Genomic DNA, 15,373 nt, shown 5'->3' with positions numbered 1-15,373 from the left:
GCGGCGACGGAGGAGGATACACCGCTCCCGCGAACCGATAGTTCAGGCTGCGATGCCCATCACGCCTGGAACCTTCGGCATTAACAGTTTGGCTTCCGACGCGGCGACAATTTGTTCGACTGTCACGCCCGGCGCTGTCTCGAGAAGCACGAGGCCTTCTTCTGTTGGCTGGATGACGCCCATCTCCGTGACAATCAGGTCAACGCGGCGAACGGATGTCAGCGGCAAGGTGCATCTCTTCAGGATCTTGGGTTCGCCCTTGGCGGTATGCGTCATCGCAACGATGACGCGCTTGGCGCCGGATACGAGATCCATTGCGCCGCCCATGCCCGGCACGATCTTGCCGGGCACCATCCAGTTGGCAAGGTGTCCTTCTTCGTCGACCTGAAGCCCCCCCAGCACAGTGACATCGAGATGGCCGCCGCGAACCAGTGCGAACGACATGGCGCTGTCGAAGGCACAGGCTCCCGGCAACGCGCCTGCAGGTGTCCCTCCGGCATCCGTGAGATTGCTTCCGGCAAGACCCGGATCAGGCAAGGCGCTCATGCCGATAATGCCGTTTTCCGACTGGAACGAAACGTCGAGCCCGGCAGGCAGGTAGGATGCGACCATGGTGGGCAAGCCGATCCCGAGATTGACAAGTGTGCCGGCCTTGAGTTCCTGAGCAACCCGCCTCGCGATGATCTCTTTGTCGTTCATATCGTGGCTCCCTTCGCAATCAGCAAGTCAACAAGAACATGCGGCGTGACGACGGCATCGGGCTCGATGCAACCAACCGGCACGATTTCGTCCGGCTCCGCGATAACGATTTCAGCAGCCATGGCCATCAGCGGATTGAAATTACGCGATGTCAGCGAATAGCGGAGGTTCCCGGAGTAATCCGCGCTGCGTGCCTTGATCAAGGCGAAGTCAGCCTTGAGCGCCGTTTCCAACAGATAGGGGATACCGTTGATTTCGATCGTTTCCTTGCCGATCGCCGCATCCGTGCCGACACCGGTTGGCGTCAACACGCCGCCAAGCCCGGAACCTCCGGCGCGTACCCGCTCGGCGAGCGTGCCCTGCGGAACCAGTTCGACCTCTATCGCTCCGCCGATCATCTGCTTCTGCGTGACCGGATTGGTGCCGATGTGGCTGACGATGGCCTTTTTCACCAGCCCGGCGTCGATCAGCTTGCCAACGCCCACATTCGGGCGCGCTGTATCGTTGGCGATGAGCGTCAGATCCTTCTTTCCCTGACGCACCAGTTCATCGACAAGATCCTGAGGCGTCCCGATGCCGACGAAGCCACCGATCATCAGGACGACTCCATCTGGTATCCGTCGCACGGCTTCCTCGGCGGTATTCACCTTGTACATTTTTGAGACCTTTGATTTCTAAAGAGCTGAAGCTTTGCAGCCGTGCTGGAACGCCCGCCCGAGGCAGCGCCTTGCGCACTTTCGAACAGGCACATTCCAGGAGAGGGCCGACTGCTGCCAGCCTGGCCCTCTCCCGCTGGATTACCGGGTGCCCGGCATTGGATAGTCGGCATCGTTCAAAACCCAGCCGGGCTTAAGCGAAAAGTCCACGCGCGGCGGGCAGAAGATATCGACCAGATCGTTGTTGCCGTCGCTGCTGGCCCGCGTCGTGTGAATGACCGGAGGCGGGATGACGAGCACCGATGGCGAGCCGACATCAATCGCCTTGTCCTCGCGCCAGTCGGCCATATCGGTCGTCCAGGCCCAGCGCAGGTAGTGGGTAAAGCTCCCGCCCAATGCCAGCGAGCACTGTTCGAAATCGTCGTGATGATGCGGCGACATCTTTGCCGGATCGCGCGGTCCGACCTGCGACGGAAGCGCATTCACCATGAATGTCGTGCAGCGGAAGATTCGCCCGAAACGACCCGGCTCATCGGGAACGTTCAGCGAATACTGGCGTACTTTCCACCCACCCACGGGTTCCGGCCAGGGCTCGAATGCGGGGATGTGCTGGCGCGGCACATCGTAAGCGTCGGCATTGGGGCATGCCTTGACCAGATCCTTCGAGGCCGTGGTGAAAAGCCGTGCGAGCTTGCCGCCAGACGGCAGGACGATCCGGCTGTCGCCCGGCGGTATGAAGGTGACGGAATAACCCGCAACCTCGACCTTCTGACCACCCCACTCGACGATCGCCCTGTCGGCCGGATTGGCAAGATAAAGAACGTATTCGTCAGCTTGTCCCTTGCGCTCCAGGGTCGCCCCGTCCTTCGTTTCGGAATAAGCGAGGACGAAATTACAACCCCTGACATACCAGGTGCGGCTTCCATTATGCTCATCCTGCGGTGGCGTATCATAGAAGGTCACCAGTTGCTCTTCTGCAACCAAACCCGTTGCCGGCGGCTTTGCCGCCGCGGCGAAGAGATCTGCGCGCGGATCCTTGTCGTTGTACATGTTTCACTCCTTCTCGGTTTTTGCTGTGATCATCATCTGGGTGGCGGATTTGCGCAGAAGCGCCTGATCGGAGCCGCAGACGAAGACGGTCACGCCAAGGGCGTGCCATTTGGCGATATGGGCGGGATCGCCGACGAACAGGCCGATTGCGATGCCCGCCTTCTTGCCGGCTGCGATGATCTGGTCGATGGCGGCATCCAGTTCCGGCGAGGGATAACTGACCCCCATCGATTGCGAGAGGTCTGCCGGCCCGATGAACAGTAGATCGACATCCGGCTCGCCGGCGATCTCATCGAGATGATCGAGCGCCGACTTGTCCTCGATCTGCACCATAACGACACTCTCCGCGTCGCATTTGACACGATAGTCGGCGATGCCGATGCCACCGTAATTGCCGGCCCGTGGTGATGGCGAAAGGCCACGTTTCCCACGAGAGAAACGCACTGCATCGCAGACGGCACGGGCACCTTCGGCATTCAGCACGTGCGGCACCATCACTCCGGCAAGTCCGAGGTCGAGCAGCGGAGAGATCCAGTCGACCGAGGCACCCCAGCGACGGGACAGGAGCGGCAGGCCGATCGCCTTGCCGGCAAGTGCCAGCATGTCCACCTGGGCGATGCCGATCGGCGCATGTTCCTGGTCGATCACCGCAAAATCCAGTTTCGCATGACCAAGGATTTCTATCACATGCGGGGAAGGCGTCTTGATGAATGACCCGACAAGCAGCTCACCTGCGTGGATCCGTGTTCGCAAATTCGAAGTCATTTTTTCCTCCTTGAAGTCTACGCGCGATTGGCCAGGCAATTCTCGATAACAAGAGCGATCCCCTGCCCACCGCCGATGCACATGGTGACGAGACCGTAGCGGCCGCCGATGCGCTCCAGTTCATAAAGAGCCTTGACCGTCAGGATGACGCCGGTCGCGCCCAGCGGATGCCCGAGCGCGATTGCACCGCCATTCGGATTGACCTTTTCGAGAGGCAGACCGAGCAGCCGGTTCACGGCAATCGCCTGCGCGGCGAATGCCTCGTTTGATTCGATCACGTCGATCTGCGCGAGATCGAGGCCCGCGCGCTGCAGCGCCAGCGGAACGGCATGAGCCGGGCCGATACCCATGATTTCCGGCGGAACGCCGGCAACGGCCCACGAGAGCAATTTTCCACGCGGACGAAGATTTCGGGCAGCAACTTCTGCGCCGCTTGCCAGCACGACGGCTGCAGCACCATCATTGATGCCGCTCGCATTACCGGCAGTCACCGTACCGTCCTTGCGAAAGGTCGGTCGCAGAGATGAAAGGCCTTCGAGCGTCGTATCCGCGCGGGGATGCTCGTCTTGCGTGACGATCTGCTCCCCTTTCCGGGTCTTGACCGTGACCGGAACGATCTGAGACGCGAACCGCTGCCCGGCGATCGCGCGCACTGCCTTCTGCTGGCTGTCGAGTGCGAAGACATCCTGCTCGCTGCGGCCGATATCGTATTTGGCAGCAATGTTTTCCGCCGTGATGCCCATTCCCCCACAGCCAAACGGATCGGTAAGCGATCCGAGCAACCAATCGGTCAGCCCGGCATCCCCCATCTTCTGGCCCTTGCGCAGGCTGTCGATCGAATAGGGGGCACGGCTCATGACTTCGGAGCCTACGGCGAGCGAGAGCCTGCTTTCGCCGGCCCGGATCATCGAAGCTGCCGTTGCGATTGCCTGGGCGCCGGAGCCGCAGAGCCGGTTAAGCGTGAGGCCCGGTGCAGAGGCAGGCAAGCCGCTTTCCATGCCGATCACGCGCCCGAGGTAAAGATCGCGAGGCGAGTTCGGAATGACATTGCCGGCGACGGCATTGTCGAGATCGGCAGCGGCAACACCCGAGCGTTCAATCGCTGATTTTGCGGCAATCACGCCGAGTTCCGCCGGTGTAAAGGTGCTCAATGCCCCCCCGAACGTACCGATCGCGGTACGGGCCCCATCGAGAATGAATATGTCCTGTTCCATTTTTAACTCCAATCAGAGGTGACGAGGCAGGCTCGTTCCAAATGTATCCTTGCCGACGTCATCGGCCTCTCGCCCATGCTCCGTCCTCAACCAGAGACAGCGGGTCGGCGGGATAAAGCGATTTGTCCGTGGGAAGCCTGGCGATCTCGAGCACCTGTTTCGCCCAGAGCGACAGATGGGTCTGGCGATCCTCCTCGCTCATGCGTGGTGCGCCGTAGCAAACGAAGGATGGCGCGACTTCGAAGCCCATATATTCCAGCGCACCGCGCTTAATCGGGCGCAGGAGTTGTTCAATCGGTCCATAAACGCCATCGTCGCTGAAACGGGCGGGTGTTCCGCCTGTGGTCACCGACAGGATCGCATGCCTGCCGCGAAAGAGGCCGGTGTCAAATCGATAACCGTCCACATAGGCGAAGCCATAGGCCAGAACCCGGTCGAGCCAGCCCTTTAGGATGGCGGGCGGCCCTCCCCACCAGAGCGGGAATTGAAAGATGACGACATCGGCGGCAGCAAGCTTGGCCTGTTCGCGTGCTATGTCGGGCGCGAAGGATTTGGTGCGAACCGCATTGGTCTGTTCGTTCTGATAGTGCAGGTGATCGGCATCCGCACGGGCGGTGAAATCGCCAGGTCCGGAGGAGGCGCCGAAATTTTCGGCATAAAGATCCGAAACCACGACATCATGTCCGGCGGAACGCAGCGCAGCGGCGGCGCTTTCGGTCAACGCATGATTGAAGGACCGTTGTTCAGGGTGAGCGGTAACGATCAGGATGTTTCGATTCTGAATTGTCATGGTGGTCACGCATTTCAGCTGAGATGTTGAGATTCCGGGTGTCGCGCACTACCGACCCCCAACGGCCTGAGGCCGTTGGGAATTTCAGATTGCGTTTGACGGTATTGTTAAGGGTTGGCTTCGTTTGGCTGTCCGCTCGGCGCGACGGGCGTCGCATCGACTTTTCCATCCGTCGTGGTCAGATCCCGGCCGTTGGTCTCCGGCAGGATTGCGACGGCTAGCAACACGAAGACGTAAGCGGACATTGCCGTCACACCCATTGCGCTGTGCAAGGGCAGCAGTTCAGCGGATGCCAGCATGCCGACGATGGCCGGGTAGAAGGCACCCACGGCTCTGCCGAAATTGTAGCTGAAAGCCTGCCCGTTCGCACGGATGAGACTGGGGAACAACTCGGTGAAATAAGGGCCAAGCGCACTGTAGATACCGAGCAGCGAGAAGCCGAGCAGGAAGATGAGCAGCAGCGACACCGCACCCATTTCCGGCACGAACAGGAACACCGGAATGATGATCCAGTTCAGGATGGTGAAGACGAAGAAGCTGAGCCGGCGGCCGATGGAATCGCAGAGATAAGCAGCGACGATATAGCCGACGAACGATCCGAAGGTCAGTACGAAGACATAGTAACCGACTTCGACCGAGGTGAGGTGATAGTTGCTCTTGAGGAACGACGGCAGCCACATGACGATCGAGAATGCGCCGCCCTGTACCCCCAGAGCAAGCAGCGAGCACAGGATCGTCGTCTTCAGGTAACGTGGTGCGAAGATGACCAGCGGATTGACACGTTCGCCACGGGCGTGCTGTTCCTTCTTGGCTTTGAGGAAGACTTCCGGTTCCTCCACGCCGCGCAGTGCCCAGAAAACCCAGACGGCAGGAAGTGCGCCGATCCAGAACATCCAGCGCCAGGCCTCGGACGGTTCGATCGTGGCGAAGAGCACCGAAGACAGGATGGCCGCAAATCCGTATCCGAGTGCATAGGCGCTCTGAACGCTACCGACGGCCTTGCCGCGATAGGCAGGGCGAATGACTTCACCCATGAGAACTGCGCCTGCGGCCCATTCGCCACCGAAGCCGAGGCCGGAGAGAATGCGGGCAATCAGAAGGTGCTCATAGGAATCGGCAAAGCCGCTTGCGATGGTAAATACGGTGAACCATGCGATGGCGATCTTCATGACCTTCACGCGACCGATGCGATCACAAAGAATGCCGGCGACCCAACCACCGACTGAAGAGGAGATCAAAGCGGATGTGCCGAGCCAGCCGGCTTCGGCATTGGTAATCGACCAGAACGCAACAAGTGTCGGAATAAGAAAGCTGAAGAGCTGTGTGTCGAGCGCATCGGTCGCCCACCCGGCAAAGCAAGCATAGAACGTCTTTCGTTCTTTGCTGTTAAGCTCATGATACCATTGTAACATTTTTTCCTCCAGAAAAGCTGCTTCGGATTCCCGGTCCGAAGCAGACAGCGCTAATAATTTTGAAATACGCTTTCAGGCCAACCTTTTGGCTTGATAGCAAGTATCAAATGGTCAGCCGGTGAGGCCGAGGACATTCGCCGCATTGGTCGCCACCATTTCGTGGATCTGGCTGTCGGAGTAGCCAAGCTTGATGCAGGCGAGAACGCCATTTCGGAAACCTTCAATCGGTGTGAATGTGCCGACTTGTCCGAGATCAGAACACAAGATTGTCCGATCTACGCCAACGATATCGATATGAGCCTTAAGCTCTTCTTCCTTGCGCGTCTGGAACTTCGAACCGTTCAGGAAGAAGGCGAGCGAATGCTCTACATAGGCCCCCATTCCGGCGAGTTCGCGGGCGTCTTCCAGGGACGCACCGACGATGTCTTCCGGATGAGTGAATATGAGGTGTTCTACGCCCCGCTTTATAGCCTCCGCGAATATCACCTTTGTCTCTGAGACGTGGATGTGGCCGCTGGCTAAGGCCATGCCAGTTGCTGCAACGACATCGAGAACATCAAGCACTGGTTCGAGAAGCTTGCCGTCGCTGTCGAAAAGCGGAACCGCGGTCGCTGGGCGGATTTTCTGCGTCGATGCAGGATGAACCCAGCCCGATGATTTTTCCCATTTAAGATGGTTTTCGGCGGCAAGTGTCGGCAACCAGACAATTTTCCCGCCCATGGCAGCGGTGTGCTCGACCGCATAAGGATTGAAGCCACCCACCACGTTATTCAGTACGATGCCTGAATAAACCTTTGTCGAAAGTTCGGGGTGATGCTTGCGGATCATCTCCGTTGGCACGACGCCGGAGTAGTCGTGATCCTTGGTGACGGCCGCAATGAAGCCCGCATCCGAGAGTTGTCTGGCCAGTTCCAGATGATCGACAGCCCGAGCTGCGATCGATGGGCCGCTGTGAACATGCGGGTCGACGCCCCCGCGCAATATCTCATCGACACGGGCGTCAAGTTCCGAGGTCCTTGAGGCAATTTCAGCCATTTATATTCCTCCATTCTCCTCTGGCGGCATCTTCACGTCACCAGCTCGATTTCCGTTATTCCAAGACGGACCTCCAGAAGAGGGATGCCATTCCATCAATCACGGCACCGCATTCTTTTGTTCCGCTGAAAGAAACGGTGTTCTGATTTATTTGCTTTCCGCGATCATTCGTCAAGCGGTTGATTGGGGACGGCTTGCGCGTCAAACGGACGCGGCGGTCAATATTTCTGGGATTTAAACGCCGATAGAAGGCTTGCTGTTTCGCAAGCGGAAAGCCAAATACCTTGATTTCTCAGAACTTTGTTCTTACCAGTTTATGTTCGCGAATGAGCGGTTACGCCCGTGGACGAAATTGCGCACGAGTGTTTTGCGGCGTCTTGGGAGGGAATGAATTTTCTGAAAGACGCTCCAGCAGAGCGTTCCGGAATGGAAAAATGGCAGGCTGCTATTGTTTCAGACTCGACCAGAAATCTCGGATGCCTGGATTTAGCATGCTTCGGAAGCACAAAGCGGCTCCGATTATTTTATGGACGTTTGGATGAGTTTTAAAGGTGTAACGGCAGATGACTGATACTGAAGACAAAAATTCAGATGGCCTCCAGTCCGTCATCCTTACGATGAATATTATCGAGCAGGTCGTCCGCACTCCCAAGGGTGTAGGTGTGACCAGCCTCGCCAATACGCTAGGGACAAGCAAAAGCCGTATCCACCGCCATCTCCAGACGCTTGTTCAGCAGGGATATGTATTTCAGCAGGATGATTCCGAACGATATGAATTAGGCTCCAAGCTGCTATCTCTCGGCCAATCCGTTTTCGACAATATGGGTCTTATTCGTGCCTCCAACGATCCGCTTCTCGATCTTCGGGATGCGCTGGGCCACTCTGCTGTCGCATCCCAACTGACGCCGGAAGGCATGCTTGTCATTGCGACCGTTCCTGGGCGGGCTTCGATTGAAATCGGGGTTCGGGTCGGATCGATCCTGTCATTTCACGGGTCTGCTCAGGGCAAAGTCGCAACTGCCTTTTCCTCGCAGGCTTTTCAGGCGCGTGTATTACGAAACCGGCTTGAGCTTTTCACCCCTGAGACAATCGTTTCGCCGACCGTGCTGGCGCAAGAATACGAAATCATCCGGCGGCAGGGCTGGGCTGTCGCGCCCAATCAGGCCGCTCTCGGTTTGAACACGCTCGCCAGCCCGATATTCAACGCAGCAGGCATGGTCTGTGGCGCTGTGGGCATCGTCGACATGATCCAGTTCCTCGGCGAGGTTCCATCAGAAGAACATATCGAAAAGACGAAGAGCACCGCCGTGCGAATTTCGCGGCTTCTGGGGTATTCGGGGTAACAGACTGCCTGGCCCGGCATAACCGATGTGAAGCCGGGTGGTCATGATTTCGCGAACACCCACGGGTGAACAATTCAAGGCGGTCCAAGCCCGGTGCTTTCTCAAGGATGGCGTGCCCGCTCACAACAAGCGAGCGATGCTGTTTCGCCGGTACGGATCATATCTCCGCCAAAATTTAAGCATGAGACGACCTGTCGGCGCATAGCGTTCAAATTCCGGCAAACCGTAAGAGAGAGCTGTATCTCCCCGCAGCCAAATCCGCTGAGCTATTTAAGAGCAACGCAGGTCGATCAAGCCACGATGAGCGGAAATTGCTTTTCGCATTGCGGGAATGGTGTCGTTTCCCTCGCGAAACAGGTTGATGACGATCGCCGCTGCCAACTCTGCCTCAGGACTTTGTTTTTCAACTTTTGCTTGATCAACCCATTCGCTGAAAGCAGCCTCAACAATGGCAAGTTCGGTCGGGCCGAACGTCTTTTCTAGAAATGTTGTCATGCTATGCATCTTGTCCTGATCGCCGGGGATGTGGGTCGGGGAGGTGGGTTCGTCAAGATCGTTCACGAACCTCTTTTCCCGTCTACCTCCAGGTTACCGCCAGCCTATCCATAGCTGAGCAAGGTTGTTGCATTGTCGCCTCAAGCTCGGAAGGCTAAACGCGTCGCCGTTCACGTCGTGCGAGAGCTCAGATGAACGGATGTGCCAGGCGTACTAATCGCTCATCCGGCCAGCAGCAAAAATAACCGAGACGAGACCAGCTGCCAGGCTGACAGCGACAAGGCAGCTGGGTATTCCGGTGTCGAAATTGCGCAAGACCAAGCTTGCAACGATGAGGGCTGCACCAACCGTCAATGTCCGGTTGCCGGTTACTTTCAGAATGTCTTTCATGGATCTCTCTGGGAAAACGAGTTTGTCGAGCGCGGGCGTGACGCCGACGACCAAGTTTGGCACTTGGTCTGTCGTCGTCAGGCAGCAATCGGCCTTGAGGATCTGAGATGGTCGCTGATCGCGGCCCTCAGTTCGCCAAGCGTTGCAAAACGCTGATCATCGAGATCGATGACATGAAACTTCACAGCTATAAAACGCAGCTTCCCGCTATCCGGAATAGCTATACCGACCGGCAACCCACCATGCTCAACGACTTGCTTCTGCATGTCCTTCACTCCAATCTCGCAATCTTTCCTCAATGTTCTCGGCCGTAATGGGCGCAATACACATCTGCATTCGCGAGTGAAGGTGGCATCGGGAAACGGACGAACCCACAAACTGGCTGGTTTTGGCTTGGCCTGCAGTGATGAAGTTTTTCATGTCCGACTTCCATTCGTTCTGTATTCGATTTCTGTAAATTACCGGATCATGTTGCGCGCAACGAGGCAAATTAATCTATCTTTCTGGTAGATTTTGGATGAGCTTTCGCCGACGCAACGTGACCGCCCGCCTATCTTCTACAAGCGTTAGAAACGTAATGAGGCGGTTATGATCCAGACGCTTGTCATTCCGGGTTTGAATGGCTCTTCCGATGAGCATTGGCAGCGACACTGGGTACGCGAGCAAGTATCCGCGTCGGTCGTGGAACAAGAGAACTGGACCTGTCCGGTTCTTGCGCATTGGCAGGCGAAGCTCGATGAGGCGCTGTCGAACACCGATGGCGCCTTTCTCGTTGCACACAGTCTCGGTTGCCTCCTTGCAGCAAGCTATGCCAGCCGCCGTGGGGCAGGCCTTATCCGTGGCGCGCTACTGGTCGCTCCTTGTTCGCTGGAAACAACCATGCAGATGCATCCCTGTATGATTGAATTTGGTGCCGAACCGCTCGAGCATCTTCCCTTTCCAAGTCTCGTTGTCGGTAGCCTCAACGATCCCTACATGAGCGTCCCGCAGTTGGAACGTCATGTGAAAGCCTGGGGAAGCGATCTGGTGACGATCGGGTTTTCCGGCCACATCAATGTTGCAAGCGGTTTTGGGCGCTGGCCTGAAGGATATGAATTCTTTGAGCGGCTGGTGCGGCGTTCTCTATTGACGGAGCAGTGGGCATCCCCCACCGCGTCGCCATCTGGACAGCTCGTCGAGGCTTTAGGCCGAAGCTATAGATAATCGGCATGCCTGCTTTCAGCATCCGGCGATCGCCTGTTCAGAATTGGCCGTTCGGCCTGGGAAGCCTGCCATTGAGGTGAAAGTCGCCGATGGCGTGATATTTCCAGCGTACCGGATCATGAACCGTGTGGGTTCGTGCATTTCGCCAGTGGCGATCGAGATTGAAATCCTCGCCTGTCGCGGACGTTCCTGCAAGCTCGAAAAGCGCGTTGGCGGCCTCGAGCGCGGCTTCGGTCGTCAGGATTTTGGCAGTTGCCACGGCCAGAGAGGCATCCGAGGCTGCGGATGCAGACGGAGATACCTGGGCTACGTCCACTTTTCGGCCAGCGCGCTCGATCATTGCTTCCGCCGCTTCGATCTTGACGGCGATCGATCCCGTTTTTGCGATCGCCAGAGGGTCGGTGCTCGTGCTTTCGATGTCGAGATTTCGATTGCCCCGTGATCTGGTCTGGACGAAATCGATCATGTCGGCAAAGGCCGCACGGGCAATGCCGAGATCGACGGCTGCGTGCAGCAACTGGCCAAGCGATCCCAGCGTTGCCGGTTGTTCGAGAGCCCTGTCGTGAGCGATAACGGAATCTGCCGATACATACATGTTGTCGATGATCACGGAGCCACTTGCCGTCGTCCTTTGGCCGAAGCCTGCCCAATCATCGATGATAGTCAGCCCCTCGGTGTCGCGAGGGACTATCGCCATGACAAGATGCTCACGATCGTCCTGCGCGAAGACGGCAATCCAGTCGGCAAACAAGGCGCCGGTGGAGTAATATTTCTGGCCGGAAATACGATAACCGATCCCATCCGGCACGAGGCGGGTGGTTATCAGTCCTGCCGCCTCGGTATTTCTTTCGGCAAGGGCGTTGGCAAAGTGATCGCCTGCCAATGCCCTGATGAAGAAATACCGCTTCTGCTCTTCTGTACCGGCAAGGCGGAGTATCTCAAGGATTTGGAAATGGCTCTGGGGGATCTGCCCGATGGAACTGTCCGCCTCGGACAGGATCGCCAGCACTTCGGCCAGAAACGGGTTCGAGATATCGGCTCCGCCATATTCAGCCGGAACCGTGATGCCCAGAATGCCGGATTGAGCGACACGCTCCAGTTCGTGATGGGGTAGGATACGTTGCCGGTCACGACGGCTGGCGCCGCTGCGAATTTCATTCGCTAGGGCTTTTGCAACCTCAATCGCTTCATCTTCAGTTCTTATATAAGGGGAAACGGCCCTGAGCGTTCCTGCCAAGTTGATGACCTTGCTCATCGCACCCTCCTGCACAAGGGCGATATTCAGCCATGGTCCTCATCGCGATAGAAGGAACAAAGCATTAAATAACGCGACTAGCGGAGCGTTTTTTTCTCTCAGTACTGCACCAGGAAGTTTATCAGTCATGCAAACCTTCTTGCGGTCACTTGTACGAAGCCGCGCTGAGTTTTGCGAACCCCGCTCCGGCGAGGTCACTCCGTCACTCTGTTGCGAAGCCTGCCCTCATCGAACAACAGCTTTACCGTTTTTGCTGCATTCGTGCGCATCTCTATGGCTGCGTGATCGGAGTAAAATGCATTGTGCGGCGTGATGACCAGGCGGCCTGCGAGCCAATCCTCACGGTTGCGCCATGCTTCCAACAGAGGGTGATTTCCCGGCGGTTCACGCAGTAACGTGTCGATTGCTGCCGCTGCGACCTGCCCGCTCCGAAGCGCTGCTTCAAGCGCATCGAGATCTTCGATCAATTCCCCTCGCGCAGTGTTGACGACAATCGTGCCGTGTTTCAACCGGGCGAGGCCTTCAGCGTTCAGAATGCCGCGTGTCTGCGCTGTTGCCGGGCAATGAAGGGTGACGATATCCGACTGGGCGAAAACGTCATCCAGTCGCTCGGCCCGTTGATAACCGATGGCTTTCTCGTGCCCGGGTGGCTGGCCGGGATCGTAACCAAGCATGCGAAATCCGAAAGGCTTCAATCTGTTGATGACTGCCGTTCCGATTCTGCCGACGCCAATGACCCCGACCGTAGCACGGTTCGAGCGGGAAAGCGGCTTCAAACTGTGGATTTGCCAACCGGAACTATATCCTCGGGCGCGTTCGTCATGTTCCCAGAGACGCCGATGCAGGGAAAGGATCATCGCAAGCGCATGATCGGCAACTTCCTCTGTCCCATAGTCGGGATTATTGGCAAAGGGGATGCCAGCAGCGGCAAGGGCCGCAAGATCGATCTTTTCGTAACCGACGCCGTAACGAACTACGCCCTTGCAGCGGGTCAGGTGGTTTATGGTCTTGGGTCCAAGCCGCGCGCCCCATACCATCAGCGCATCAAGCCTGGCCAGACGACCGGGGTCAAACGACGTCTCGTCCGTGCTGGCGAAGAAGTCGATTCGACGTCATCACCAAGCACTTCCGCTTCGAGATCGGGCCGGCCGATCATGTGATCGGTAATCCCGACCACATATTTTTTGGCTGTCATCCCGTCTGTCCCTATGCCGCTGGCTTATCTTCCGGATCCGAGGCCAGCGAACCCGCGGCCTATTCGGCTGCAATCGCCGCAGAGATCGAACGAGCGCTGATCAGCAAAGACGCTTCGGCAAGCGCCTGGTTCACGCGACCGAGGATGGCCGGTGAGGGAGCACCTTCGACGAAATCACGGCCCGAAGCGTAGATTGCAGTCGGTGTGACAAAGGCTTCGAAGAAGGCAAAGAGCGGTCGCAACTGATGTTCGACCACAAGCGAGTGCCGGTCCCCGCCACCGGTAGCGGTTAGAACGATCGGCTTGCCGCGCAGGTCGGAAGGATCCAGCAGGTCGATCACATGCTTGAAGAGACCGGTGTAACTTCCCTTATAGGTCGGCGAACCGATGACGAGGGCTTCTGCCTCGATAATCGTCCTGATCACCTTGCGGGCGGCTGGATCTAGATCCGTGACCGATCTGGCGGTCGCCAGCGATGGGCCGAGGTCCTCAACATCGAAGACCACGTGCTGAAAACCGGCTTGCGCCGCCAACGCTTCCGTCACATTCTCCACGAAGCGTCGCGTACCTGAAGGGCGCGAGATGTTGCCCGAGAAGCCGACAATAAGATTGTTACTCATTCAAATCCCTTTCAGAAATGCGGTCACAGGCTGTTAGCCGTCAGTGAGGTTTCTCTCGCTTGCTCAGGCGGTCTTGAGGATCGCAACATTGGTCACATCGTCGGACCGGCCGGCATTGCTTCTTTTCCACTTATCGAAAGCGGCGCGTCCAAGGATGGAGACGGTAGTATCCTCCTGCGGCGCGTGGACCAGTACGGATTGGATATCCCGGAAATGACGTTCAAGGCCCAGGTCCGAGCTCAGGCCCGGATTGCCGATGCCGCGTACCGCAATCTCGACAGCGTCCCGGATCTGCCGGCCGGCAAGTAGTCTTGCCCTTATCAGTGCCTCCGCGTCGTCACTATTGTGATCCAGCGTGCCGAATATGATCTGGCGGGCGCCTGAAATGGCCAGATCAATTTCCCCTGAGAGCGTAACAAACCGCTCTGTCCGAGCGATGGGATGGCCGAGGTTGGCCGGTATGCGTTCATGCGCGAACTGGATGAAGACAGCTTGGGCCGCTTCGGCTGCGCCGAGATAGATAGCAGTCAATGCCAGATTGATCGCAGCATGAGCTCGGTTATCCTGTTGGGCGATAGAAGGATCAACCAGGTCCAGCGCGTTTTCTGTCGGAATTTCAACATCCGTGTATGCGACGTCATGGGACCCGGTCGCTCGCATGCCGAGGCTTTTCCAGTTCTCGATGACCTCAATACCCGGAAGGCCGTTTGGCACGACGAAGGTTCCGACGCGCGCCGGCACTTCGTCCGTATGTGCCCAGACGAGAAAATGCGTCAGGCCATGGGCACCCGTCACGAAACGTTTTCGGCCAGAGATCGACCATCCGTTTGCCGTGCGGCGCGCGATCGTTGCAGGCAGGCCGCCGCGTGCGGGCGAACCGAGTTCAGGCTCCACGCGAGCCGCGTTAAGCAGCAAGGGGCGTTGTTTGGCCTCTTCCAGCAGTTGCCTATAGAGGCCATCCGGCCAATGGCTCTTTGTCGCCTGGCCGAGATGGTTAAAGATCGTCATGGCACTGATCAGTGCCACCGAAGGATCGCCACGACCAAGTGCTGCCAGAATATGCGCGGCATCACTCAGCGTTGATCCTTCACCGCCATAACGGCTGGCCACGGTGCTTTCCAGCAAACCCGCCTCATGAACGGCACGGATACCGACCCATGGGAACTGGCCGGTCTGATCCGCATCGGGTGCGGCTTCTGCAAGGATGCGTGCCGTTGCATCTAGGAGAGTTGGATCATAGGACATGCAGCT

General features: G+C 57.7%; 18 protein-coding genes. 2 read left to right on the top strand and 16 right to left on the bottom strand.

The window, feature by feature from the left end; genetic code table 11:
* Positions 1 to 42: 42 nt before the first annotated feature.
* From ACI3K0_RS14105 to ACI3K0_RS14070, 8 genes are all read right to left on the bottom strand, one after another.
* The gene (locus tag ACI3K0_RS14105; RefSeq protein WP_148144576.1) at positions 43 to 699 is read right to left on the bottom strand and encodes a 3-oxoacid CoA-transferase subunit B; all 657 of its coding nucleotides are present in this window, start codon (positions 697 to 699) and stop codon (positions 43 to 45) included.
* Positions 696 to 1,355: a CoA transferase subunit A gene (locus ACI3K0_RS14100; RefSeq protein WP_206827231.1), complete on the bottom strand. Its 660-nt coding sequence runs from the start codon at positions 1,353 to 1,355 to the stop codon at positions 696 to 698. The genes ACI3K0_RS14105 and ACI3K0_RS14100 overlap by 4 nt, the downstream gene beginning before the upstream one ends.
* Before the next feature lie 141 nt (positions 1,356 to 1,496).
* Positions 1,497 to 2,405: a hypothetical protein gene (locus ACI3K0_RS14095; RefSeq protein ID WP_206827233.1), complete on the bottom strand. Its 909-nt coding sequence runs from the start codon at positions 2,403 to 2,405 to the stop codon at positions 1,497 to 1,499.
* 3 nt (positions 2,406 to 2,408) lie between these two features.
* Positions 2,409 to 3,170 (bottom strand): HpcH/HpaI aldolase/citrate lyase family protein, encoded by a 762-nt coding sequence (locus ACI3K0_RS14090; RefSeq protein ID WP_206827235.1) that lies wholly within the window; start codon positions 3,168 to 3,170, stop codon positions 2,409 to 2,411.
* A 17-nt stretch (positions 3,171 to 3,187) separates the two neighbouring features.
* Positions 3,188 to 4,384: a beta-ketothiolase BktB gene (bktB, locus tag ACI3K0_RS14085; protein ID WP_404945480.1), complete on the bottom strand. Its 1,197-nt coding sequence runs from the start codon at positions 4,382 to 4,384 to the stop codon at positions 3,188 to 3,190.
* Between the two features lie 58 nt (positions 4,385 to 4,442).
* Positions 4,443 to 5,174, bottom strand: coding sequence for an NAD(P)H-dependent oxidoreductase (locus tag ACI3K0_RS14080; RefSeq protein ID WP_148144581.1), 732 nt, complete (start codon positions 5,172 to 5,174; stop codon positions 4,443 to 4,445).
* 107 nt (positions 5,175 to 5,281) lie between these two features.
* A complete protein-coding gene (locus ACI3K0_RS14075) occupies positions 5,282 to 6,586 on the bottom strand; it encodes an MFS transporter (RefSeq protein WP_404945479.1) in 1,305 nt (434 codons plus the stop codon).
* Between the two features lie 111 nt (positions 6,587 to 6,697).
* Positions 6,698 to 7,621: a DUF6282 family protein gene (locus ACI3K0_RS14070; RefSeq protein WP_206827239.1), complete on the bottom strand. Its 924-nt coding sequence runs from the start codon at positions 7,619 to 7,621 to the stop codon at positions 6,698 to 6,700.
* 563 nt (positions 7,622 to 8,184) lie between these two features.
* Between ACI3K0_RS14070 and ACI3K0_RS14065 the strand changes: the two genes are divergently transcribed.
* A complete protein-coding gene (locus ACI3K0_RS14065) occupies positions 8,185 to 8,964 on the top strand; it encodes an IclR family transcriptional regulator (protein ID WP_148144584.1) in 780 nt (259 codons plus the stop codon).
* A gap of 270 nt (positions 8,965 to 9,234) precedes the next feature.
* Here ACI3K0_RS14065 and ACI3K0_RS14060 read toward each other — a convergent pair whose 3' ends face one another.
* The 3 genes from ACI3K0_RS14060 to ACI3K0_RS14050 form a co-directional block, all read right to left on the bottom strand.
* Entirely contained in the window at positions 9,235 to 9,525 is a 291-nt protein-coding gene (locus ACI3K0_RS14060; RefSeq protein ID WP_148144585.1) for a hypothetical protein, read from the bottom strand.
* Positions 9,526 to 9,672: 147 nt separating this feature from the next.
* On the bottom strand, positions 9,673 to 9,849 hold the full coding sequence (locus ACI3K0_RS14055) for a hypothetical protein (protein ID WP_183825147.1): 177 nt from the start codon (positions 9,847 to 9,849) through the stop codon (positions 9,673 to 9,675).
* Positions 9,850 to 9,926: 77 nt separating this feature from the next.
* Positions 9,927 to 10,115: a hypothetical protein gene (locus tag ACI3K0_RS14050; protein ID WP_148144586.1), complete on the bottom strand. Its 189-nt coding sequence runs from the start codon at positions 10,113 to 10,115 to the stop codon at positions 9,927 to 9,929.
* 322 nt (positions 10,116 to 10,437) lie between these two features.
* Here ACI3K0_RS14050 and ACI3K0_RS14045 point away from each other — a divergent pair, with 322 nt between their 5' ends.
* Entirely contained in the window at positions 10,438 to 11,052 is a 615-nt protein-coding gene (locus ACI3K0_RS14045) for an alpha/beta hydrolase (protein WP_183685417.1), read from the top strand.
* A gap of 37 nt (positions 11,053 to 11,089) precedes the next feature.
* Here ACI3K0_RS14045 and ACI3K0_RS14040 read toward each other — a convergent pair whose 3' ends face one another.
* The 5 genes from ACI3K0_RS14040 to ACI3K0_RS14020 form a co-directional block, all read right to left on the bottom strand.
* Positions 11,090 to 12,307 (bottom strand): SfnB family sulfur acquisition oxidoreductase, encoded by a 1,218-nt coding sequence (locus ACI3K0_RS14040; RefSeq protein WP_404945478.1) that lies wholly within the window; start codon positions 12,305 to 12,307, stop codon positions 11,090 to 11,092.
* Between the two features lie 194 nt (positions 12,308 to 12,501).
* The gene (locus ACI3K0_RS14035) at positions 12,502 to 13,344 is read right to left on the bottom strand and encodes a C-terminal binding protein (RefSeq protein WP_404945477.1); all 843 of its coding nucleotides are present in this window, start codon (positions 13,342 to 13,344) and stop codon (positions 12,502 to 12,504) included.
* Positions 13,344 to 13,502, bottom strand: coding sequence for a hypothetical protein (locus ACI3K0_RS14030; protein WP_404945476.1), 159 nt, complete (start codon positions 13,500 to 13,502; stop codon positions 13,344 to 13,346). The genes ACI3K0_RS14035 and ACI3K0_RS14030 overlap by 1 nt, the downstream gene beginning before the upstream one ends.
* Before the next feature lie 59 nt (positions 13,503 to 13,561).
* Complete coding sequence (msuE, locus tag ACI3K0_RS14025) at positions 13,562 to 14,122, bottom strand: FMN reductase (RefSeq protein WP_148144590.1); 561 nt, start codon at positions 14,120 to 14,122, stop codon at positions 13,562 to 13,564.
* A gap of 63 nt (positions 14,123 to 14,185) precedes the next feature.
* Complete coding sequence (locus ACI3K0_RS14020) at positions 14,186 to 15,367, bottom strand: acyl-CoA dehydrogenase family protein (RefSeq protein ID WP_148144591.1); 1,182 nt, start codon at positions 15,365 to 15,367, stop codon at positions 14,186 to 14,188.
* Positions 15,368 to 15,373 lie beyond the last annotated feature (6 nt).

Origin of the sequence: Rhizobium sp. ZW T2_16 (genome assembly GCF_044987325.1) — a bacterium.
GTDB classification, from domain to species: domain Bacteria; phylum Pseudomonadota; class Alphaproteobacteria; order Rhizobiales; family Rhizobiaceae; genus Neorhizobium; species Neorhizobium cellulosilyticum.
This window is presented reverse-complemented; position numbering and strand designations above follow the sequence as displayed.